22 protein-coding genes are annotated in these 19,634 nt (G+C 64.4%); 11 read left to right on the forward strand and 11 right to left on the reverse strand.

Annotated features, from left to right (window positions below):
- Positions 1-236 precede the first annotated feature (236 nt).
- Positions 237-944, forward strand: a complete 708-nt coding sequence (locus E4K65_RS11610) for a GntR family transcriptional regulator (protein ID WP_135174267.1) — start codon at positions 237-239, stop codon at positions 942-944.
- A gap of 17 nt (positions 945-961) precedes the next feature.
- On the opposite strand, the gene E4K65_RS11615 is transcribed toward E4K65_RS11610, so the two are convergent.
- Positions 962-1,171: a hypothetical protein gene (locus E4K65_RS11615; protein WP_025575690.1), complete on the reverse strand. Its 210-nt coding sequence runs from the start codon at positions 1,169-1,171 to the stop codon at positions 962-964.
- Positions 1,172-1,631: 460 nt separating this feature from the next.
- On the opposite strand from E4K65_RS11615, the gene E4K65_RS11620 reads away from it, so the two are divergent.
- Both E4K65_RS11620 and E4K65_RS11625 read left to right on the forward strand, forming a co-directional pair.
- Positions 1,632-2,969 carry a metal-dependent hydrolase family protein gene (locus tag E4K65_RS11620; RefSeq protein ID WP_135174269.1) on the forward strand — a complete coding sequence of 446 codons (1,338 nt, stop codon included), beginning with the start codon at positions 1,632-1,634 and terminating at the stop codon, positions 2,967-2,969.
- A gap of 449 nt (positions 2,970-3,418) precedes the next feature.
- Positions 3,419-5,185, forward strand: coding sequence for a CYTH and CHAD domain-containing protein (locus E4K65_RS11625; RefSeq protein WP_135174270.1), 1,767 nt, complete (start codon positions 3,419-3,421; stop codon positions 5,183-5,185).
- A 121-nt stretch (positions 5,186-5,306) separates the two neighbouring features.
- On the opposite strand, the gene E4K65_RS11630 is transcribed toward E4K65_RS11625, so the two are convergent.
- The 4 genes from E4K65_RS11630 to E4K65_RS11645 all read right to left on the reverse strand — a co-directional run bounded on the left by E4K65_RS11630 (position 5,307) and on the right by E4K65_RS11645 (position 8,865).
- A complete protein-coding gene (locus tag E4K65_RS11630) occupies positions 5,307-5,930 on the reverse strand; it encodes a transglutaminase-like cysteine peptidase (RefSeq protein ID WP_025575882.1) in 624 nt (207 codons plus the stop codon).
- A 330-nt stretch (positions 5,931-6,260) separates the two neighbouring features.
- Positions 6,261-6,872, reverse strand: a complete 612-nt coding sequence (locus tag E4K65_RS11635) for a PilZ domain-containing protein (RefSeq protein ID WP_025575880.1) — start codon at positions 6,870-6,872, stop codon at positions 6,261-6,263.
- Between the two features lie 177 nt (positions 6,873-7,049).
- On the reverse strand, positions 7,050-8,291 hold the full coding sequence (locus E4K65_RS11640; RefSeq protein WP_283813821.1) for an MFS transporter: 1,242 nt from the start codon (positions 8,289-8,291) through the stop codon (positions 7,050-7,052).
- Between the two features lie 94 nt (positions 8,292-8,385).
- Complete coding sequence (locus E4K65_RS11645; RefSeq protein ID WP_135174271.1) at positions 8,386-8,865, reverse strand: GNAT family N-acetyltransferase; 480 nt, start codon at positions 8,863-8,865, stop codon at positions 8,386-8,388.
- A 179-nt stretch (positions 8,866-9,044) separates the two neighbouring features.
- On the opposite strand from E4K65_RS11645, the gene E4K65_RS11650 reads away from it, so the two are divergent.
- The 3 genes from E4K65_RS11650 (at position 9,045) to E4K65_RS11660 (ending at position 11,360) form a co-directional block, all read left to right on the forward strand.
- Positions 9,045-10,196, forward strand: coding sequence for a zinc-binding dehydrogenase (locus E4K65_RS11650; RefSeq protein ID WP_135174272.1), 1,152 nt, complete (start codon positions 9,045-9,047; stop codon positions 10,194-10,196).
- A 112-nt stretch (positions 10,197-10,308) separates the two neighbouring features.
- Positions 10,309-10,737, forward strand: coding sequence for a VOC family protein (locus E4K65_RS11655; protein WP_135174273.1), 429 nt, complete (start codon positions 10,309-10,311; stop codon positions 10,735-10,737).
- A gap of 110 nt (positions 10,738-10,847) precedes the next feature.
- Positions 10,848-11,360 carry a hypothetical protein gene (locus E4K65_RS11660; RefSeq protein ID WP_135174274.1) on the forward strand — a complete coding sequence of 171 codons (513 nt, stop codon included), beginning with the start codon at positions 10,848-10,850 and terminating at the stop codon, positions 11,358-11,360.
- 23 nt (positions 11,361-11,383) lie between these two features.
- Here the strand turns inward: E4K65_RS11660 and E4K65_RS11665 are convergent, their stop codons facing one another.
- From E4K65_RS11665 to E4K65_RS11675, 3 genes are all read right to left on the reverse strand, one after another.
- Positions 11,384-11,737 (reverse strand): cupin domain-containing protein, encoded by a 354-nt coding sequence (locus E4K65_RS11665; RefSeq protein WP_135174275.1) that lies wholly within the window; start codon positions 11,735-11,737, stop codon positions 11,384-11,386.
- A gap of 120 nt (positions 11,738-11,857) precedes the next feature.
- Positions 11,858-12,598, reverse strand: a complete 741-nt coding sequence (locus E4K65_RS11670; RefSeq protein ID WP_135174276.1) for a metallophosphoesterase family protein — start codon at positions 12,596-12,598, stop codon at positions 11,858-11,860.
- 79 nt (positions 12,599-12,677) lie between these two features.
- Complete coding sequence (locus tag E4K65_RS11675) at positions 12,678-13,142, reverse strand: hypothetical protein (RefSeq protein WP_235885582.1); 465 nt, start codon at positions 13,140-13,142, stop codon at positions 12,678-12,680.
- Here E4K65_RS11675 and E4K65_RS11680 point away from each other — a divergent pair.
- The gene (locus tag E4K65_RS11680) at positions 13,135-13,527 is read left to right on the forward strand and encodes a hypothetical protein (RefSeq protein ID WP_167770711.1); all 393 of its coding nucleotides are present in this window, start codon (positions 13,135-13,137) and stop codon (positions 13,525-13,527) included. The two genes, E4K65_RS11675 and E4K65_RS11680, sit on opposite strands and share 8 nt — an antisense overlap.
- Positions 13,524-15,458: a DEAD/DEAH box helicase gene (locus E4K65_RS11685; RefSeq protein ID WP_167770749.1), complete on the forward strand. Its 1,935-nt coding sequence runs from the start codon at positions 13,524-13,526 to the stop codon at positions 15,456-15,458. Before E4K65_RS11680 ends, E4K65_RS11685 begins: the two co-directional genes overlap by 4 nt.
- Positions 15,459-15,469: 11 nt before the next feature.
- Here E4K65_RS11685 and E4K65_RS11690 read toward each other — a convergent pair whose 3' ends face one another.
- Positions 15,470-15,976: a GNAT family N-acetyltransferase gene (locus E4K65_RS11690; protein ID WP_135174380.1), complete on the reverse strand. Its 507-nt coding sequence runs from the start codon at positions 15,974-15,976 to the stop codon at positions 15,470-15,472.
- 146 nt (positions 15,977-16,122) lie between these two features.
- Here E4K65_RS11690 and E4K65_RS11695 point away from each other — a divergent pair, with 146 nt between their 5' ends.
- A complete protein-coding gene (locus E4K65_RS11695) occupies positions 16,123-16,512 on the forward strand; it encodes a COG4315 family predicted lipoprotein (protein WP_025575721.1) in 390 nt (129 codons plus the stop codon).
- Between the two features lie 77 nt (positions 16,513-16,589).
- On the opposite strand, the gene E4K65_RS11700 is transcribed toward E4K65_RS11695, so the two are convergent.
- Complete coding sequence (locus tag E4K65_RS11700; RefSeq protein ID WP_135174281.1) at positions 16,590-17,003, reverse strand: GFA family protein; 414 nt, start codon at positions 17,001-17,003, stop codon at positions 16,590-16,592.
- Between the two features lie 201 nt (positions 17,004-17,204).
- Here E4K65_RS11700 and E4K65_RS11705 point away from each other — a divergent pair, with 201 nt between their 5' ends.
- Entirely contained in the window at positions 17,205-18,011 is an 807-nt protein-coding gene (locus E4K65_RS11705; RefSeq protein ID WP_025575718.1) for a transglutaminase-like domain-containing protein, read from the forward strand.
- A gap of 34 nt (positions 18,012-18,045) precedes the next feature.
- Here the strand turns inward: E4K65_RS11705 and E4K65_RS11710 are convergent, their stop codons facing one another.
- Positions 18,046-18,474, reverse strand: a complete 429-nt coding sequence (locus E4K65_RS11710; protein ID WP_135174282.1) for a cupin domain-containing protein — start codon at positions 18,472-18,474, stop codon at positions 18,046-18,048.
- 497 nt (positions 18,475-18,971) lie between these two features.
- Here E4K65_RS11710 and E4K65_RS11715 point away from each other — a divergent pair, with 497 nt between their 5' ends.
- Positions 18,972-19,457 carry a phasin gene (locus tag E4K65_RS11715; RefSeq protein ID WP_135174283.1) on the forward strand — a complete coding sequence of 162 codons (486 nt, stop codon included), beginning with the start codon at positions 18,972-18,974 and terminating at the stop codon, positions 19,455-19,457.
- Positions 19,458-19,634: the final 177 nt, after the last annotated feature.

Below are 19,634 nucleotides of genomic sequence, written 5' to 3' on the forward strand. Positions count from 1 at the left end.
CTCCGCAAGGTCCGTGCCAATCGCCCGGAGAGTGCCGAATTCCAAAACTGTGCAATGGAGTCAGGTCGTTAGATCGAATCCGGCGCAGCGGCGCGGCTCGCCGGGTGGGCAGTAATATGCACACAAAATGTGCTCGGATTGTATAAAGTTTCGCCTGTGATTGGATACAGCTGGTCGACTAACATTGAAAGCCGAACGTCGCCGATCGAGCCCTCAAACCCAACCCCCTCGAACTGATGGCCGCCAAGATCCGCCAGAAATCCGATGCGCCAGACGCGAGCGATCGCGTCAGCCGTATCAGGGAGGGTGTGACCGCGGCGATCCTCGAGCATCGTCTGCTACCGGGCACGAAGCTCGGCGAGGATGAGATCGGCGAGATCTACGGCGCGAGCCGCACGCTGGTCCGCACCGCGCTCCAGCAGCTCGCGCATGAGGGCATCGTCAACATCGAGAAGAACCGCGGCGCCTTCGTCGCGCGCCCGACGCCCGGCGATGCCCGCGAAGTGTTCGAGGCGCGCCGACTGATCGAGCCCACCATCGTCGACCGCGCGTGTGAAGCGGTGTCAGCGGCCTGGCTCGACCGCCTCGGCCAACATCTCACTGAAGAGCGCGAGGCGGAGCTGCGCGGCGATGCGCGCGCCTCGGTCCGGCTCTCCGGCGAGTTTCACAAGCTCGTCGCCGAGATGAGTGGCCACAGCATCTATCTTGGCTTCCTCAAGGAACTGATCGCGCGCTCCTCGCTCATCATCCTGCTCTATCGCCGCCACGACACCCCGGCCTGCGGCACCGACCACCACGCCGAGATCGTCACCGCGATCCGCAAGCGCGACAAGCAAGCCGCCCGCGCGCAGATGCTGTCGCATCTGAACGAGATCGAAGCCGAGCTGTTCCTGAAGGATCCCGCCGCCGACGATACGCGGCTCGCGGATGTGCTGGGCGCATAGGCGAACCGCACGGGCTTCTATGGCAGCGGAGATCCTTCGTTTCGCCTGACGATCTTCAGCACGAGCAAACCAGCGCCAAGCACCAGGAAGAGGACGCCAACGAAAGTCGTGCCACTGGATTCAAAGGTCACGCCGACCGCGGTCAGCAGGCATCCGATGATGATTGCGAAGAGTCCGCCGAGCTTCTTGACCAGCAGGACGTGTCCGTCACTCGTTTGTGCCACCATGTTACGCCTCGCACAGATATGCGCCCCGCTTTCAATACTCGTCTCTGGCCCGATCATCTTCCGGCGAGCAGGCCATGAGATATCGTACGCTCGCGGAAGGTTGCTGCAATCTGGCGTTGATCATCATTCAGGGGCGATGTCGGTCTTTTGATTAGAGTTCGATGCAAGCGAGGCAGCAGTGCTTACGCACTTGCTGGAAATTGCTATTTGAACGCGTGGGTTGTGCATCTTTCATGGAGTAGTATGGCTGACTTGCAAAATCTCCTTACGGTTGCAAATTGACACTCTGCGGACGTGGGCCCCAACCTCGGGCAGCGTCGCGTTCAAGGACGGAGCCGACAGCAGTTGAGTCCGTTCTGCGGAGTGCTGCCATGGCGCGAGCTCTGGCACGGCATCGGCTGGCTGACTTTTTGCGGGACGGCCGCAACCGCGTGGCGGCGCATCGGCGCGGAGGCTGAACATGTCGGGACCGAAGGCGCGAGCCGGGCTCGCGGTGCTGCTTGCAGTGCTTCTGGGCAGCGCGTGGCCTGCGCCTGCCCAGCAGGACTCCTCAGTCCTGTTCCGCAACGTCCGGATCTTCGACGGAAAGAGCGGCGCGCTCTCAGCCGCGTCCAATGTTCTCGTCAGGAACTCGAAGATCGAGAAGATCTCGACAGTGAACATCACGGCCGACGCCCAAGCAATCGATGGCGGCGGCCGGGTGCTGATGCCGGGGCTGATCGACGCGCATTGGCACGCGATGCTGGTGCGTCCGACGCCGGCCGCGGCCCTCGGCGACGTCGGCTACAACAATCTGCTGGCCGCGAACGAGGCGACCGCGACGCTGATGCGCGGCTTCACCACGGTGCGTGACATGGGCGGGCCCAGTTTCGGCCTCAAGCGGGCGATCGACGAGGATCTCGTCGCCGGTCCGCGCATCTATCCCTCCGGTGCCATCATCACCATCACCAGCGGCCATGGCGACTTTCGGCAGCTCTCCGATCTGCCGCGAACCATCGGCGGCATGCTCAGCCGCATGGAGCTGACCGGCGGCAGCATGGTCGCCGACAGTCCCGACGAGGTGCGCGTGCGCGCGCGCGAGCAGCTCATGCAGGGCGCCTCGCAGGTCAAGCTCACAGCGGGCGGCGGCGTCGCCTCGCCCTTCAGCCCGCTCGACGTCTCCACCTTCACCGAGCCCGAGCTGCGCGCGGCGGTCGAGGCCGCCGACAATTGGGGCACCTATGTCGCCACGCACGCCTATACACCGGTCGCGATCCAGCGCTCGATCGCAGCCGGCGTGAGATGCATCGAGCATGGTCACCTCATGGACGAGGCCAGCGCGAAACTGATCGCGGAGAAGGGCATCTGGCTCAGCACGCAGCCGTTCCTGGATGTCGCCGCCGCAAGCGCGCTCGGACCTGCAGAGCAGGACAAGATGCGGCAGGTGGTTGCCGGCACGGATCGCGTCTATGCGCTCGCGAAGAAGTATCGCATCAAGACCGCGTTCGGTACCGACGTCCTGTTCTCGAAGGCACTGGCGGACAGACAGGGCTCAATGCTGGCCGCGCTCACGCGCTGGTACACGCCGGCCGAAGCGCTGGCCATGGCGACGTCGGCGAACGCGGAGTTGCTGAGCCTGTCGGGCCCGCGCAACCCCTATCCCGGCAAGCTCGGCGTGGTCGAGGAAGGCGCGCTCGCCGATCTCCTCTTGGTCGACGGCAATCCGCTCGACAACATCGCTCTCGTCGAAGATCCCGCGAAGAATTTCGTCGTGATCATGAAGGGCGGCAAGGTCTACAAGAACAGTCTTGCGCACTGATGCGCGCATGTGCAGGCGTGTCCTGCGACATTGGAGCGCTTCTAGTCCCGATGATCGGGAACCGACTTCTTGCGCAGCGAACTGGTTGCGGTCTCCTGCACCGCGGGAGACCGCGCCGGGCTTGTCACAATCTCGGGCCTGTCATCGGCGGCGTGACTTCTAAGTGTCTCCAGGACCAGAAAGAATTTCTCGGCTAGCATGAGGCAAGCTCGCTGACGCGTTCATCTCGGTTTCGAGAACGGCAAGATTCGCTTGTCAATTCGATCACTTGCCGCGCTCGGCAGCAATCTAATCCGTGACATCACGCCGGATTGTGACAGCGCCTGCTGAATTTTTGCATTCGGCGCGTCATGTGGACGATGACGCGCCATGACGTAACGTGACTGTTTCTCGCGGGCCATAGCGGCTATATGCTGTCGCCCTGTCATCAAACTGTCATGTCACCGTAAATGCTGAAGTCAGACGCAACAGCGGCTCGCAGGACTCCGGGCGCGCCGGATGGGAATCCTGTCCCGAAGGACAACAAGAGCGCGCCATACGTCGCCGGCTTCCTCCGGCAGGTTGAACCGGCCGAGTCCGGCGCGGATCCTGCGATCAAGGGCGGCGTGACTGATCATATGCCATCGCAAGACACGACGCCTGCGCCGGAGCCAGCTCAGTCGAGCGCTGGCGCGCGCCCTCCGGGAGAAATCGAGCTCAAGCTTCTCGTCGATGCCGGCCGCATGGCGCATTTCAACGCCGCGCCGGTCATCGTGGCCAATGCGCGTAACAAGGGTTCGCGAAAACATCTCAAGTCCGTTTATTACGACACGGCCGAGCGTGCGCTCCGGCGCAGCGGCCTGAGCTTGCGCGTACGCCGGAGCGGCGCGCGCTTCGTGCAGACCGTGAAGACCGACGCCGCGGACGATCCGCTGCGCCGTGGCGAATGGGAGGCGAGCGTTCCGTCGCTGGCGCCGGATGTCGCCCTGGCGATGCCGTTCATTCCGGAGAAGCTTCGCTCCTACCTCGAAGCACAGCCGCTCGAAGCCGTCTTCACCGCCGACGTCCATCGGCATGCGCGGATCGTCGATCTGCCGTCCGGGACGGTCGAGATCGCCTTTGACCAGGGCGTACTGACGGCCGGCGACCGGTCGATCGCCGTGAGCGAGATCGAGCTGGAGCTCAAGAGCGGCAGCGCGAGCACGATCTACGAGGTCGCGCTGCGACTTGCGGAGCAGGGGCCGGTGAAGCCGTCCATCCGTGCCAAGTCGGCGCGCGGCTTCGACCTTGCCGCGGGCGCGCCGCCCTCGGCACGCAGGCCTCGCAAGCTTCGCCTCGATCCGTCGGTCACGCTCGACGAAGCCTTCGCAACGATTCTGCGCTCCTGCTTCCTTCATCTGCTTCAGTCGTTGCCGGCGGCCGAGGACGGGCGCAATCCGGAAGGCGTCCATCAGTTGCGCGTCTCGCTGCGCCGGCTGCGATCGGCGCTGGACCTGATGCGATCGGTCGGCGCACTCAGCAATCTCGACGCGCTGCGGTCGGAAGCAAGATGGCTGGCGCAGGACCTGTCCGCCGCGCGTGACTGGGACGTGTTCCAGCTCGAGACCCTGCCGACGATCGCGAAAGCCTGTGCTTCGGTTGCCGGCTTCGATGCCTTGGGCCGGGCTGCGGCCAAGTGCCAGTCGGACGCCTATCGCAAGGCGCATCAGGCGCTCGACGATCGCCGCTGCGCGGTTTTCCTGATCGGCCTCGGTCAATGGATCGAGACGCGGGGCTGGCGCAACGACGTTGCCGCCGAAGACCTCGGTCAGCTCGCCGAGCCCGCCGTCAACTTCGCGCAGCGCATCCTGTCGGAGCAATATGCCAAGGTGCTCAAGCGTGGCCGCCGCTTCAAGTCGCTGTCCGCCGACGAGTTGCACCGGGTGCGGCTCGCGACCAAACGGCTGCGCTATCTCGGCGAGTTCCTGCTGCCTCTGTTCGCCGATCGCAAGTCCGTGCGACGGTTCTCGCGCCGGCTCGCCGGTCTGCAGGAGGAGCTCGGCGCCTTCAACGACATGGCGGTCACGGCCTCATTGCTCGATGGACTTGATGCGGAGCCCGACAGCGCCATCGCCGCGGCGGCGATCGCCGGCTGGCAGGCGCGTGCATCGATCGGCGTGCAGCCGTCGTTGCAGGGCGCGTGGCGGGATTTCACCGCCGCGCGGGTGCCGTGGTGTCGCCAGGCCTCGCAGGACTGATCGTGCATCCCCAAAAAAGTTGCGGCCAGCCATTGGGGGATGGCTGGCCGCGCGCGAACCGGTCTGGGACGGGGAGGGGTGGGGATGTGACCGGGTCGCGTAACTCGTTTGTTCCTGACTGCTAGTCCCTGGCGCTGGCGGTGGAGACCGCCGGTTTGGTGTCGCCGAGCGAGACCCAGACATTGGGATCGCCCTGCGACTGGCGCTTGACGAAGCGGTAGCCGGTCTCCGTCCAGGCAACGACGTTCTCGTTCTGATTGTCGAGAACGAACTCGCCTTTGTCGGTTTTCACCGTCAGCACCGCGTGCCCTTCGCCCTTCTTGTCGCGCACGACGGTGATGAGCAGGGCCTCGCGAGGCCAGCCGGCATCGATCAGCATCTTGCGCTTCAACAGCACGTAGTCTTCACAGTCGCCGTAGCCGTCCGACGGCAGCGACCATCTCTCGATCACGCCCCAGTGCTCCTGGTCGGTCAAAGGCTTGACGGTCTCGTTGACCCAGCGATTGACCTTGACGAGGTCGCGCCATGCGGCCTGCGACATCACGATGTCGCGCGGCTGCGTCGGCCCGCCCTGGCACTGAGCGGCATTGTCCGCACAGAACTCGACCCAGCCGATCGGCGCGCGCGTGGTGTCGCCGAGGCTCGCGTAGAGCAGACGGTTCTCACCGGCCTGCACTGTTGCGCTGATCCCGAAGAGCATGGCGGCGATTGCCAGCCTCTTCCCCTGTCCCCTGAAATCAAACATTGCGGCCCCCGTTTCTTGTTGGGACCACGTTTCGCATGGAGCTTTTGAGTTGCCGCTAAGTCAGTCAAGTCAAGTCGAGACGAATACAAGTAAAACGCGCGGCGAATTCGATCTATACTTGAATCGAATTCGAATAAAATTCGAGATGACTGTAATTGATTCAAATTTTAGGAGTTAACGCGGAAACGCTGGCGGAACTGCTGCGCCGAGGCGCAAACAGGTCCCGCGTTAACCCGCACGGACCCGTCACCGCGCACGAAAAAGGCGGCGTCCGCATCGCGGAGGCCGCCTTTGAGGCTGGAAAATCAGTGGTTTTGGCGCGCGTTCGCTTTACCGCGCGGTAACGCTCTCTTCGAGTGTCTCGACCGGCTGCTCGTGCATGAACTCCAGCGCGAAGCCGTCTTCGAGGTTTCGGACCACGCGGCCCTGGACCCGGCCGAGCAGCACGATCGATTTCAGCGGCGGGCGGTTCTCAGCGGCGATGGCCGCTCCCGACAGCGACAGGTCGATGATGCGGCAGGTCATCTTGGTGCCGTCCTCGAGCGTGAGCACCGCGATCGGGTTGCGCGGCACGATACGGTCGTGGCGGCGGTCCTCCGGCAGGTTGAGGATGTCGCGGTTGGCGAGCCAGGTGAGCTGGGCGGCGAGCTTGTCGCGCTTCCTGGGCGTTGCCCCGATCGTCATGGCGAAGCCATTGTCGATGATGCGGGTGATCTTGCCCTCGACACGGCCGATATGGTCGAGATAGGCGACTACGCGGTCGCCGACATTGCCGATGCCGGGGGCGAGCAGGGCCAATCCGCCCGGCGACATGTTGATCACCTGGCAGGGGAATTCCCGGCGGTCCGGCAGCATGTAGCGGCCGAGCAGGTGCACCTTGACCCGCTGGAAACGCCGACGCTCCTCGGCGGCCGGAAGAAGTTTTTTGTTCGCCAACGCCATTTTCAACACCCGACCCCCCGCCCGGGCGGAGTCCGGCACGACCCTAAGGTGCATAGGGTTAATGCCGCGTTAGGATCGGGCGCGCCGGTCACGGACGGACACAATACGCTCGAAGAGCCCCATCAGCGGCCGCTCAGGCCGGCCACGCGTCAGCGCGCCCGGGTCGAGGGCGGCCGCTCAGGCCGGTCTTGTTCCCTGCCGATACAACCACAGCAGCAGCGCCAGCAGCACCGCGGCCGAGAGCCCGAGCGACCAGTGAATGCCGATCGCCGCGCCTGATAGCCCGACGGTGATGCCGCTGAAGGCCCGCATCCCGAGCCCGGCCATATTATAAAGGCCGACGACGCGGCCGCGGATGTCGGACGGCGCGTTCAGCTGCACCAGCGCCTGCGCCATGGTGTTGAACGACAGTTCGAAGAAGCCCGCGAAGAACAGCAGCACGATCGCGACAGGATAGATCCGCACCGCCGCGAAGCCGAGCAGCGCGGCGCTCCACAGCATCGCCAGCAGGATCGCGGTGCGCGGCGTGCCCTTGAGCCGCCCCCAGGATTCCAGCGCGATGCCGGCGAGCAGCGCACCGGCGGCGTCGGCCGCGAGCAGCACGCTGTAGGACACGCCGGGGTCGCCGTGGCCGAGATCGCCGGCAAAGCCGGGCATCTGGGCGTGATAGGCGTTGCCGATCATGAACGAGGTGAGGCCGGCGAGCCACGTCATCGCGGTCAGCACCGGCTGCGTGCCGATGGCACGGATGGTCAGCGCGATATCGGCAAGGCCGCGCACGGCGAAGCGCCGCACCGCGACGCTCTTGTCGCGCGCCGGCGCCCAGAACAGCCACAGCAGCATCGGCAGGTAGAACAGCGTGTTGAAGATGATGCCGTGCGAGGTGCCGAGGGTGAGCATGATGACGCCGCCGACCGCAGGTCCGACCAGAATGCCGAGATAGCGCGCCATCGCATTCAACCGCACCGCGCTCGGAAGATCCGCGGGACCGACGAGGTCGTAGAGCAGCAGCTGGTTCGGCGTCTGCCACAGCACGCCGGCGCAGCCATGGATCACCAGAAGCAGCATCGCGTGCCACATCTGGATGGTATCCGTGATGAAGAAGAAGCCCCATCCGGCCGACGCCACGATGAACAGCAGCATGCCGCATTGGATGATGCGCCGCGGATCGAACCGGTCGGCGAGCCCGCCGACCGCGACCGAGAACAGCAGGAACGGCAGCCAGTGCGACAGCACGGCAAAGCCCCCCAGCGTCGGCGAATGGAATTTCTGGAACACCACCCAATAGCTGATCACATGCTCGATATTGTCCGCCATCATCGCCAGTACGTAGGTGGTGAACTGGAGCCGGTAGGGCACGGATTTCATCGCCGCGAACGAGCCGGACGCGACCACGGGATTTTGGGGAAGGGGGTTCAAGCGATCACCTGGGTGGGACTGTTCGGCCCTTACACGTTCGGCGGTGGATGCTCAAGACACTTGGGTGTGCCGTATGCGGGCTACGAACCTGCTCCTACCCCAGCGACTTCACGTAGACCGCATACGACACGCCAAGAATGTCCGGCGCCTCGCGAACCCTGGCAAATCCCATCCGCAGATACATCGGCAGCGCGACCGTCATGATCGGCGTCGTGTGCAGCGCGATCACCGGCGCCTGGTCGCGCTCGGCGCGGCGCAGGCATTCTTCGGTCAATTGCCGGCCGATGCCCTTGCCGCGCGCGGCCGGATCGACCACCAGCATGCGGATCACCGGCCAGGCCGGATCGAAGAACGCCGGCTTCGGGGCTTGCGGACCGATATAGGCCACGGCGCCGACGATCTGGTCGCTATCCTCGGCAACGATGATCTCGCCGGTCTTGGCAAGCTCCGGCATCTTCGCGACATTGGTGGTAAACAACGGCCAGTCGGAAAAGTCCTGCTCGAATTGCGCGAAGGCCGCCAGCGCGACGCGCCTGATCGCTTCCGCATCCACTGGCTGATAGTCACGCAGCATCGGCATCGTCCCCGACCGTAGCCCGGATGAGCGAAGCGATATCCGGGGCCACTGCTCCCGCATATCGCTTTGCTCATGCGGGCTACGAGACTCGCGCTTGGCACGACCGCGCACCTCACATACGCTTCGCCCCACGCCCGCGCCAATCAATCATAACAGACGGGCAGCGAGGACACACCATGGAGCACATCCGCGTCTGCACTCACGCAGGACCGGGCTCGGAGCCTGTCATCCGCACCGTGCCGTGGCCGAAGGTCGGCCGCAAGGCCGCGCTGATCAAGATCGGCGCCTGCGGGGTTTGCGGCACCGACCTGCACATCCTCAAAGGCCACTGGCCGAAGCCGCTGCCCTGGCCGTTCACGCTGGGCCACGAGCTCGGCGGCATCATCGTCGAATGCGGCGAGGAGTTTTCCGAGGACTTCATGAGCAAGCCGCTGACCGTCGGCTCGAAGGTGATGATCCCGCCGCTGATGCCGTGCGGCCGCTGCTATTACTGCATCCATTACCCGCAGACCGCCAACAAGTGCCTGACGCCGGTCTATTACGGCCGCTATCTCGGCTTCGACAAGGCGCCGCACATGTGGGGCGGCTGGGCCGAATATGTCTATGTCGACCTCGACATGCTGCCGGGCACCAAGATCTACAAGCTGCCCGACGACATGTCGTTGCGGCTGGGCGCGCTGTCGGAGCCGTTGACGTCCTGCATCCGCGCCTTCAACCGCGCGAGCCGCGCCGGCGGTTTTGCCTGGGGCGACACGGTGGTGATCCAGGGCTCCGGCCCGATTGGCATCCTGGCGGTCGCGGCCGCGCTGGAGATGGGGGCCGGGCGCGTCATCTGCGTCGGCGCGCCGGAGGAGCCGCGGCTCAAGCTCGCGCGCGAGTTCGGAGCGGAGGCGACGGTGAACATCGAGGAACTGAAATCACCGCAAGATCGCATCGCGCGCGTGCGCGAGATCGTCGGTGGCTTCGGCGCCGATCTCGTGATGGATTGCTCCGGACACCCCTCAGCCGGCCCCGAAGGCATCGAGATGCTGCGCGACGGCGGCACCTATGTCGAGATGGGCCAGTTCACCGACGCCGGCTCGATCGACACGTCGTGGCACCGCATCTGCACCAAGGACCTCAACGTGCTGGGCTCCTGGGGCTTTACCGGTAATGACCTCCCGCTCGGCGTCGACATGCTCTACCGCACCCGCGACAAATACCCGTGGCTGAAGATGCAGACGATCTATCCGTTCACGGAAGCGGGCGTCGCGCAGGCGGTGAAGGATGCGATGGCGATGAAGACGGTGAAGTCCACGATCGTGCCGTGGCCGGAGCTGGTGGAGTGAAGATCCGTAGCCCGGATGAGCGCAGCGACATCCGGGACCTTTGTTGACGAGGCTTTCCCGCATATCGCTTCGCTCATGCGGGCTACGTGCCGGAGTTTGGAATGAAGCCGAGATGACAAACGAACAGACACCTGAACCAAACCGGCGTACCCGCTCCCCCTTCCATGCCATTCGCGCGATCGACTACACCGTCATCTTCGTGCGCGACATGGCCGCGATGCGCCGCTTCTACGAGGACATCCTCGCATTTCCGCTGCTGCGCGAGCTCTCGCCGAACTGGATCGAGTATGGCCTGGGCGGCAACACGCTGGCCCTGGCAAGGCCGAGCCGAACCGCGGCGGATGCGCCGGTCCCGCCCGGCACTGCATCGCTGCAACTGGCCTTCAGGGTGTCCGCGGCCGAGGTCGACCAATGCGCCGACGAGCTGGTTCGGCAGGGCGTTGAGCTGCTATCGCCGCCGACGAACCAGTCCTTTGGCCATCGGACGCTGTTCTTTCGCGACCCCGACGGCAATCTGCTGGAGATCTACGCCGAGATCTGAGCGCGCAGGCCAGCCGTAGCCCAAAAAGTTCCATCGGAATTCCGCGAACTATTCACGCTGAGGTGAAACTTAGGCCCCAGTTCCGGCTTTCAGTTCGTGGGAGAGGTATCGTGAAGCAAATCCTGAAACCCGTCACTTACATCCTGGCTGCCATCTACTTCCTGGTGGATGCGGTCTTCATGGCCGTGGCGAGGCCGATTTCGCGCTGGATCGGGCGGTACTTCGAATTCAGGCAATTGCGCGCGTGGATCAAATCGCTGCCGCCTTATCCGTCGCTCGCCTTGTTCTCCGTGCCCGTCATTATTCTGGAGCCGGTCAAGCCGGTTGCCGCGTACCTCGCCGCAACCGGTCAGGTCCTGAGCGGTGCCCTGACTTTCATTGTCGGCGAATTGCTCAAGCTGGTGCTGGTCGAGCGCCTGTTTCATCTCACGCGCGACAAGCTGATGCGAATTCCCGCTTTTGCCTGGAGTTACGGAAAATACGCGGCCGCGAAGGCGTGGCTGCAGGCGACCGAAGCCTGGCGCGCCATCCGAGCTCTGGCGCGCGCGGCCAAGGACACTGTTGCGCGCGCAAGAGCCAGGCTGGTCGGCAGCTTCAGCAAACTGGCGACCTCCAGGGATTAAGGCCGCGCCAGGCGCGTTGCCCGCTATGCCAGCTTGCGCGCCGCGGCGGTTGCCTTGTCGCCCGTGTTCGGTGTGCCGGTCGGCTCGATCAGCATCAGGTGAACCTCCTCGCGTGCCACCGGGCGATGCTCGACACCTTTGGGCACGACGTAGAGTTCGCCCGGACCGAGCGTCACCGTGCGGTCCCGCAATTCGATGTCCAGACGGCCTTTGAGGACCAGAAAGAAATCGTCGGTGTCGTCGTGCTTGTGCCAGGTGAACTCTCCCTTCACCTTCACCACCATCACGTCGCAATCGTTGAAGGTCGTGATCGTGCGCGGCGACCAATAGTCCTGAAAGGTCGCGAGCTTGTCGGTAAGCGATATGCCGTCGGCCATGTTTCACCCGTTGCTCTCTCGTGAAGCACGATTTGGGGTCGAGTGGCGGGCGCGACAAGGCCGTATTCGTTCACAGGTCGATCTTGCCCTGCGGATGTCTTCGGAGATCACAGCCAGTTTCTATTTGACGTATCCAGACAACATGGCCTGTGCCCATTGAGGGCGGTTGTTGGCGAGTGCACGCGCCGAGGCGGCCTCCCAGTCGTATTCGAGGGCCAGAAGTTCGGCCTGCCAGCCCCTTCTTCTCTTGGTGATGATCGCATACCGAGCGTGAGGCGAGCGGTATTCCAGGTTTGCCGCAAAGGGAATGTCCGCGAACACCGGGCAGCCAACGCTCCCCGGATTGAGAACCAGACACTCGCCGGGGCCCTGAATGACCGCCTGGCGGTGGCTATGACCACACAGCACCACGCGGGCCGTTGGCTCACTCTTGAGACGCGTTGCCAGGACTTCGCGGCGTGCCGGCACAAAGCGGCCGTCGTCGAGCGATTCTTCCAGCAGGCACGTCGTGTCGTCTTCGGGTGTGCCATGGCAGGCCAGGATCCCGTCGTCCAGCCGTATTCGGGACGGCAAAGCGTGGAGTGCGAGACGCTGCTCCGCCGTCAACGCGTTGCGCGCAAACAGACCTGCCGGCGAGAGCTTGTCGTCTGGAAACTCTTCGATCCAGCGATCATGGTTTCCGCGCACAGTCGGCAACGACAGCGACTGGAGTGCTTCGAACGTTTCCCTCGGCCACAACGGGCTGGTGACGCAATCGCCGAGGTTGACCGTACGATCGACGCCACGCGTCTTGATGTCGGCCAGCACGGCCTCCAAGGCAGCAAGGTTGCCGTGGATATCGGAAATGACTGCCAATCTCATCGTTGCGCTCCCATGCTGCTTCGCCTGAACTCAACTCGGCCAGGTCACCGGAAATATCTAGCATCGGCCGGTAGGGCGTTCACCACTCGCCACGACTGATCTCGCTCTCCTTCACCACCGCCGCCCCCACCACCTTCGTGCCCTCCAGCTCCCGTACGATCCGATCATCCGGCCCCACGACACCGAGATCGAATTCGCGATCCGGCGTGACGAGGACCACGCGCTGGCCGACGATCACGACCACCGTCATGTCGCAGGTCTCGCCTTCGGCGGCCCATGCGCGGATGTCGTCGGCGAAGGGCTGCTTGCGCCAGGCGTCGGGAAAGCCCGGGTCGCATCGGACTTCGATGCCATCCTCCGACGTGGTCAGGACCAGCTTCGACCGGCTTGGCTTCCAGCGCTCGTCGAGGAGATCGTTGACCAGCCACAAGCAGGCGAAGCTCTCACATTCGGCCGGCCGCTCGGCGTAGATCGCGCAGCCGCGGCCGGGCTTGCAATGCCGGCACCAGGCATTCGCGGGCTTGGCCAGCGCCTCGATGGCCATCACCTTGCAGCAGAGCGTGCAATCGCCGCAGGTGCGTTTGACGAAAGAGGTCATGCGCGCATTCCCGGCACGTCCAATCGCGCACAATTTAAGCGAGGTGGTCGCGAAAATCAGCTGCTTTGGGGCAAAAGCTCACTATATGCAGCAAAACGGCCCGGAAACGCTGGATGTAGTGGGTCGAGCGGCCGGTAAGCTTATTCGCGATGTCGCCAAAGCCATGCGTCATAGGCATGGTGATTTGCCCGCGCTTGGCGTAAAGAGCGTCCAAATCAAATCACCACGCGTGCGGCCGGACCATTTGCCGAGCACGCAGCTTCAGGTCGCGCGGCTCGACGTTCCGCGCCTGGACCAACCAAGGTTTATCCCGTGTCATTCCCGACCATGAGTGCGCCGCTCGCCCGAGCTTTGGCCGAGCGCAACTACGACCGTCCGACCCCCGTTCAGCTCGCCGTGCTCACCGAGGAGGCCGCGGGCCGCGACCTCCTGGTTTCGGCCCAGACCGGCTCCGGCAAGACCCTCGCTTACGGATTGGCCCTGGCCAAGGATCTGCTTGATGGCATCGAGCGGTTCGAGCGGGCGGGCGCGCCGCTCGCCCTGATCGTGGCGCCGACTCGCGAGCTCGCCTTGCAGGTTCAGCGAGAACTGGCCTGGCTGTACGAGCACGCAGACGGGCGCGTCGTCTCCTGCGTCGGCGGCATGGATCCGCGGCGCGAGCAGCGCGAGCTGGCCGCCGGCGCGCACATCGTCGTCGGCACGCCCGGCCGGCTGTGCGATCATTTGCGCCGCGGCCGCCTCGACATCTCCGAATTGAAGGCCGTCGTCCTCGACGAGGCGGACGAGATGCTCAATCTCGGCTTTCGCGAGGACATGGAGTTCATCCTCGAGACCACGCCGGAGACCCGCCGCACCCTGTTGTTCTCGGCGACGTTTCCGCGCGGCATCGTCGCGCTGGCCAAGCAGTATCAGCAGCAGGCGTTCCGGATCGAGGTCGCGGGCGACGAGGGCGGTCACGCCGATATCGAGTATCGCGCGATCCGGATTGCCCCCGCCGATGTCGAGCACGCGGTCGTCAACGTGCTGCGCTTCTTCGAGGCGCCGAGCGCCCTGGTGTTCTGCAGCACGCGCGATGCCGTCCGGCATTTGCAGGCGGCGCTGCTGGAGCGCGGCTTCTCCGTCGTCGCGCTATCAGGCGAATTGACGCAGAACGAGCGCACCCTGGCGCTCCAGTCGCTCAGGGACGGGCGTGCCCGCGTCTGCGTGGCGACCGACGTCGCCGCCCGCGGCATCGATCTGCCGAGCCTCGACCTCGTCATTCAGGCCGACCTACCCAACGACGCCGAAGTCATGCAGCATCGCTCGGGCCGTACCGGACGTGCGGGCCGAAAGGGCACGAGCGTCCTGCTGGTGCCGCCCGCACGGCGGCGGCGTGCGGAGCTGCTGCTCAATCTCTCAGGCATCGATGCGGTCTGGGGAACGGCGCCGCAGGCGGACGAGATCCGCAAGCTCGATCACGAGCGCATGAAGGACGTGCTGTTCACCGAGGAGACGACCGCCGACGATCTGGCGCTGGCGCAGGCGCTATTGGCCGAACGGTCGGCTGAAGATATCGCCGCCGCGCTGGCGCGGCTCTATCGGGCGCGGCTGCCGTCGCCCGAAGACATCATCGATCCCGGCGAGCGAACTGGCCGGCCGCGCGACGATCGCGGTCGCGACAATGTCCGGGCACCGGGCGGCGATGATCGCCCCGAACGGCGACCCAAATCGGGGAAATCGTCGTCGAAGCACGGCATGGCGGAGGGCAGCGTCTGGTTCCGCGCCAATATCGGACGGAGAAAGAACGCGGAAGCACGCTGGCTCTTGCCGATGATCTGCCGTCGTGGCGGCATCGACAAGGGCGACATCGGCGCCATCAAGATCATGGACACGACGACCGAGTTCGAAATTTCCGAGCGCGTCGCGGACTCCTTCGCGGCCAAGATCAAGCGTCCGGACAAGGAAGACAATATCCGCCTCGAACCGATGGCGGATGCGCCGCAGCGGCTAGCGCCTTCGGAAGAGCGGTCAAAGCCGCCCCGGCGCGAGAGCGGCGACAGCGATCATCGTGAACGTCGCGACGATCGCCCGCGCGAGGCGGGATTCAAGCCGCGCAGCAAGGCTTTCGGCGAGCGCGGGCCGAAATTCGACGATGCTCCTGCTTTCGGGAAGAAAAAGAAGCATAAGAACAAGCCCGGCCACGCCGGACAGCCGCCTGCGGTCACTGCGTGGCCTGTGAAGGGCGCGCCCGGAAAGAAGGCAAAGAAGAAGCATCGGGGCTGAGCTAAGGCGCGTCACGTCGCGGCGAGGTCGCGGAGCATGTAGGTCGCGCTTTCGCCGTAGCCTGCGAGCTTTGCGCGCAGCTCCGCATCCGCCGTGACGGGCCGAAAGCCGAAACGTTCCCACAGCGGCCGCGTGGCGTAGACCGAGACCAGCGCGAGAGCGGCGATGCCCGACGCGCGCGCAAGTTCCTCCATCTTCGCGACATAAGCACGCGCTGCGCCGCCACGATGATCCGGCAGCACGGCGACGTCGTGCACATAGAGGCAGTCCGCGTCATCGGGCAGGCGTTCGAGGAATCCATCGAGCGGCGGAATCCGGTGCCGACGCCAGGGATGCGAAAGTCCGTAGCCGGCGATCTCCTCGTCCGCGATGAGCACGCGGCAGCCATCGGGATAGAGCCGCATCTTCTCCGCGAACACCTCGGGGCGTTCAGGCAGATCGGGATGGATGCGCGCCGCGATCGTGCCGATCGCGGGCAGATCGGTGATGTGCGCGGGACGCCAATGCGGCTTGCTCATGTCGGTCCGTCGTTCCGTCTCACTCATTCCAGTTTATTCCGGCGCAATGATGCGTGCAGCGAAAAATTTCTTTGCCGCGCGCAGAGGAATACGACGGCTCGCGCGGCGTCCTACCCATGCAAGCCAATTGCATGACAGGAGAGACCATGACGACATCCCCGATCCGCCTCGCGCTCACGCTCGCCGTGTCGCTCGCAATCATTCCCGCCGCCTTCGCCGCGCCGCCGACGAAGACCGGCAAGACCGACAAGGGCAACGTGCTCACCGACGCCAAGGGCATGACGCTCTACACCTTCGACAAGGACGCGGACGGCAAGTCGGCCTGCAACGGTCCTTGTGCGACGAACTGGCCGGTGCTGAAGGCCGAGGCCGGCGATGCCGCCGGCGACGGCTACACCATCATCACGCGCGACGACGGCTCCAGGCAATGGGCCTACAAGGGCAAGCCGCTCTATACATTTGCCAAGGACACCAAGCCGGGCGACATCACCGGCGACGGTTTTCTCAACGGCGCCTGGCATCTTGCGATGCCGTGAGCGATTGACAGCACGGGCCGGGGATTGCCACGCGATGTCCGGCCCGATAGCGCAGGCGGCGTGTCGCGCGAGGGGCTCTATCGCGCCGGAGGAGGGCTGGCGGCCGCTTCCGGCAGTTCCGGCGTCGCGTCCTTGGGGTCGTACCAGCTTGCCGCGTCCGAGCGCCAGATGTGAGCGCGTGCGGGGCCCGCGACCGGCGTATCCAGGCATCCCATGCGCAACAGCACGTTCGGCTGCGCGATCCGTTCCGCCATGATGTGCGAGCCGCAGCGGGTGCAGAAGCGGCGGAATTTGCCGGGCGAGGACTCGAACGCGGCGAGCAGCTCGTCGCCGCGCACCCACCGGAACGCCGCGCGCGGCACCGGCATTACGCTGGAAAACGCCGAACCGTGCGTCTTGCGGCAGGTCTGGCAATGGCAATGCACGAAGGGCGCGGCCTCCGCATCCACTTCATACGCAACGGCGCCGCATAGGCAACTTCCGGTCAGCATGCTCTCCCCGCAGGTCAGTTCTATCACGGAAGCAAGTCTAGTCGCGGAGACGGCGGCGGTGAAGCAGCGAAAGCGATCGCCTTATGCGTACGATTTACAGCGCACAAACGGCGCCAGGCACGCTTAAGTCGGGCCGCGCGCCTTGTAATCCATGGTTTCGTAGCCATTTCGGGCTGACATCCAGCCGAAAGGGCATTTCGAATGAAGTTCCGTGTCGGATTCGAAATGCTCTACGATTTCCCGCAGCCAACGCCGATGATCATGGTGCTGGGCACGCATTTCACGCGTGCCTCCGATGTCATCGTGCCCGACTTCCTGACCACCACGCCTGCGGTCGAGATCACGCCCTATCGGGACATGTTCGGCAATTGGTGCAGCCGCATGGTCGCGCCGGCCGGCCGCATGCGCCTTGCCGCCGATGGCGTGGTTCGCGACAGCGGCCTGCCGGATCCGGTGGTTGCGTCGGCGGTTCAGCACAGGATCGAAGAGCTGCCTTCCGATACGCTGATTTATCTGCTCGGCAGCCGCTACTGCGAGACCGACCGGCTTTCGGAGATCGCCTGGAAGCTGTTCGAGAAGACGCCTCCGGGGTGGGCGCGGGTGCAGGCGATCTGCGATTTCGTTCACCGTCACATCGCTTTCGGCTACGAGCATGCGCGCGCCACCAAGACGGCGTGGGAGGCATACCAGGAGGGCAAGGGCGTCTGCCGCGACTATGCCCACCTCGCCATTGCGTTCTGCCGCTGCATGAACATTCCGGCACGGTATTGCACCGGCTATCTGAGCGACGTCGGCACGCCGCAGCCTTGGGCGGTGGGCGATTTCGCCGGCTGGTTCGAGGCCTTCATCGGCGGCCGCTGGCACACTTTCGACCCGCGCAACAACGTGCCGCGGCAGGGCCGCATCCTGATCGCTCAGGGGCGCGATGCCTGCGACGTTCCGATCACGCAGACTTTCGGCCCGAACGAGCTGGCCAGCTTCAAGGTCTGGACCGACGAGATCGCATGATGGCCGGTCATTTCCATTCGCCGGCGAGCTTGCCTCACGCAGCCGGCGCGGGCACCAGTCCGTAGCGCAGCATCGTCTCTTTCATCTTCACGGGATCGGGTGGCGCGCCGGCCGACAGGAGCGCTGCCATCTCGGTGAAATATTGCGGTCCCAGCACCCCGGGGCTCAGGATGCACAGGCATGTCGCAGGCCCCGTCGAACGGTTGGTAAAGCCGTGCACGATGCCGCGCTTGATGAAGACTGAGGCTCCGGGGCCAAGATCGGTCTGCTGGCCGTCGATCGTCCAGGTCGAGACGCCGGACAGCCCGTAGATCGTTTCGTCCCAGCGGTCGTGATAGTGCGGGATCGGCATCCGGGCATTCGGCTGCAACGTCATTTCGAAGATATCGACGCTGCCGCCGGTGTCGTCCTTGCTGTGCAGGAAGCGGAGCTCGAGCGTGCCGAAACTGATGATGTCGGGCATGGCTGTTTCGTCCAGGTGAGAGAGGCTGCATCGAGATCGCGGCGCTCGCTCACGTCGAAACGAATCTACCGCAGCCCTTCATACAGCATCAGCCCGCGTACGACCGGCCAAATTTGTCGCACAGGGTCCGTTGCAGGCCGACTTGCCGGCTACGCAGGCAGCAGAACATTCCGGCTCAAACGGCTCCGGGGATCGACGCCTCTGAATAGCTCGCCGGCGCTGATCTGAAGTTGGCGCATGCAATTGCAACAACTTTAAAGACGCAGGATTCTCGCTGCGCCGCTTCGTCGCAATATTCGAATTAATTCAAATCGAGAGTCCGAAAGCGAACCGAAGCGTCGACTTTCGTAGGGCATAGTTGGCTCCGGCAGGGGGCGAGAGCGCAATATCCGCAGCAGCATCCCACCATCGTGAAAGTTGAGGAAGTGGCGTCCCATCCGGACGCGTCGGGGAGTCTTCAATCCATCATCTAGTTTCGCTTGAAAGGATGAAAGCCCGTGAGTGATGCCGATATGAAAGCCGAGACGAAAGCCGCTCCGCTGAATGGGACGGCGAACGGAAATACAAAGCTCAAGTTCGACATGCCGTTTTTCAACATCCAGGCGATCTTCGGCGATCTCGCCGCGCCGGCCGCGACACGGGCCAAGGCCAATTTCGAGCAGGTGAAGGTAACTTCCGAAGAGATCACCGGGGCTCTCTGCGACGCCTGTTCGACCAGTGCCAGGCGTTCCGCCGAGTACGGCACCAAGCTCATCGAAATATCCAACGCCAATACCAGCTCCGTGCTGGATTTCTTCTCCCAGCTTGCGGATGCGAGGTCGTTTGCGGACCTCGTGAACCTCTCCACCGTACACGGTCGCAAGACCTTTGAAGCGGCTTCCGCCCAGAACCGGGAGCTTTGGGATCTGGCCCAGAAGGTCGCGACCGAGACGGCCGAGCCGATCAAGAACAGCTTCAACCGGGTACTGCGTAAGGCTGCTTGAATCGAAGCTGCCGGCCACGTGGATCGGCTGGACGAGCGTCTTCGCGAGAAAAGACGCCGTCCAGCCGATGGCGGCCGGCCTCGCCGTGAGGTGATGCCAAGCTGGAGGGAAATCAGGATGGGTATGGTGATGATCAAGTGCCCGGAAACCGGGAGCGCTATTCCGACGGGCATCGAG

The organism is Bradyrhizobium niftali (assembly GCF_004571025.1).
Lineage (GTDB): Bacteria > Pseudomonadota > Alphaproteobacteria > Rhizobiales > Xanthobacteraceae > Bradyrhizobium > Bradyrhizobium niftali.

What these genes read in the sequence shown, in the direction of transcription:
- E4K65_RS11690 (WP_135174380.1), bottom strand. Translation starts at nt 15,976, where the DNA reads ATGAGCAAGCCGCATTGGCGTCCCGCGCACATCACCGATCTGCCCGCG.
- E4K65_RS11645 (WP_135174271.1), bottom strand. Translation starts at nt 8,865, where the DNA reads ATGCTGCGTGACTATCAGCCAGTGGATGCGGAAGCGATCAGGCGCGTC.
- E4K65_RS11680 (WP_167770711.1), top strand. Translation starts at nt 13,135, where the DNA reads ATGGCCATCACCTTGCAGCAGAGCGTGCAATCGCCGCAGGTGCGTTTG.
- E4K65_RS11685 (WP_167770749.1), top strand. Translation starts at nt 13,524, where the DNA reads ATGAGTGCGCCGCTCGCCCGAGCTTTGGCCGAGCGCAACTACGACCGT.
- E4K65_RS11635 (WP_025575880.1), bottom strand. Translation starts at nt 6,872, where the DNA reads ATGGCGTTGGCGAACAAAAAACTTCTTCCGGCCGCCGAGGAGCGTCGG.
- E4K65_RS11710 (WP_135174282.1), bottom strand. Translation starts at nt 18,474, where the DNA reads ATGCCCGACATCATCAGTTTCGGCACGCTCGAGCTCCGCTTCCTGCAC.
- E4K65_RS11615 (WP_025575690.1), bottom strand. Translation starts at nt 1,171, where the DNA reads ATGGTGGCACAAACGAGTGACGGACACGTCCTGCTGGTCAAGAAGCTC.
- E4K65_RS11650 (WP_135174272.1), top strand. Translation starts at nt 9,045, where the DNA reads ATGGAGCACATCCGCGTCTGCACTCACGCAGGACCGGGCTCGGAGCCT.
- E4K65_RS11620 (WP_135174269.1), top strand. Translation starts at nt 1,632, where the DNA reads ATGTCGGGACCGAAGGCGCGAGCCGGGCTCGCGGTGCTGCTTGCAGTG.
- E4K65_RS11700 (WP_135174281.1), bottom strand. Translation starts at nt 17,003, where the DNA reads ATGCTGACCGGAAGTTGCCTATGCGGCGCCGTTGCGTATGAAGTGGAT.
- E4K65_RS11695 (WP_025575721.1), top strand. Translation starts at nt 16,123, where the DNA reads ATGACGACATCCCCGATCCGCCTCGCGCTCACGCTCGCCGTGTCGCTC.
- E4K65_RS11610 (WP_135174267.1), top strand. Translation starts at nt 237, where the DNA reads ATGGCCGCCAAGATCCGCCAGAAATCCGATGCGCCAGACGCGAGCGAT.
- E4K65_RS11625 (WP_135174270.1), top strand. Translation starts at nt 3,419, where the DNA reads ATGCTGAAGTCAGACGCAACAGCGGCTCGCAGGACTCCGGGCGCGCCG.
- E4K65_RS11655 (WP_135174273.1), top strand. Translation starts at nt 10,309, where the DNA reads ATGACAAACGAACAGACACCTGAACCAAACCGGCGTACCCGCTCCCCC.
- E4K65_RS11665 (WP_135174275.1), bottom strand. Translation starts at nt 11,737, where the DNA reads ATGGCCGACGGCATATCGCTTACCGACAAGCTCGCGACCTTTCAGGAC.
- E4K65_RS11675 (WP_235885582.1), bottom strand. Translation starts at nt 13,142, where the DNA reads ATGGCCATCGAGGCGCTGGCCAAGCCCGCGAATGCCTGGTGCCGGCAT.
- E4K65_RS11630 (WP_025575882.1), bottom strand. Translation starts at nt 5,930, where the DNA reads ATGTTTGATTTCAGGGGACAGGGGAAGAGGCTGGCAATCGCCGCCATG.
- E4K65_RS11670 (WP_135174276.1), bottom strand. Translation starts at nt 12,598, where the DNA reads ATGAGATTGGCAGTCATTTCCGATATCCACGGCAACCTTGCTGCCTTG.
- E4K65_RS11705 (WP_025575718.1), top strand. Translation starts at nt 17,205, where the DNA reads ATGAAGTTCCGTGTCGGATTCGAAATGCTCTACGATTTCCCGCAGCCA.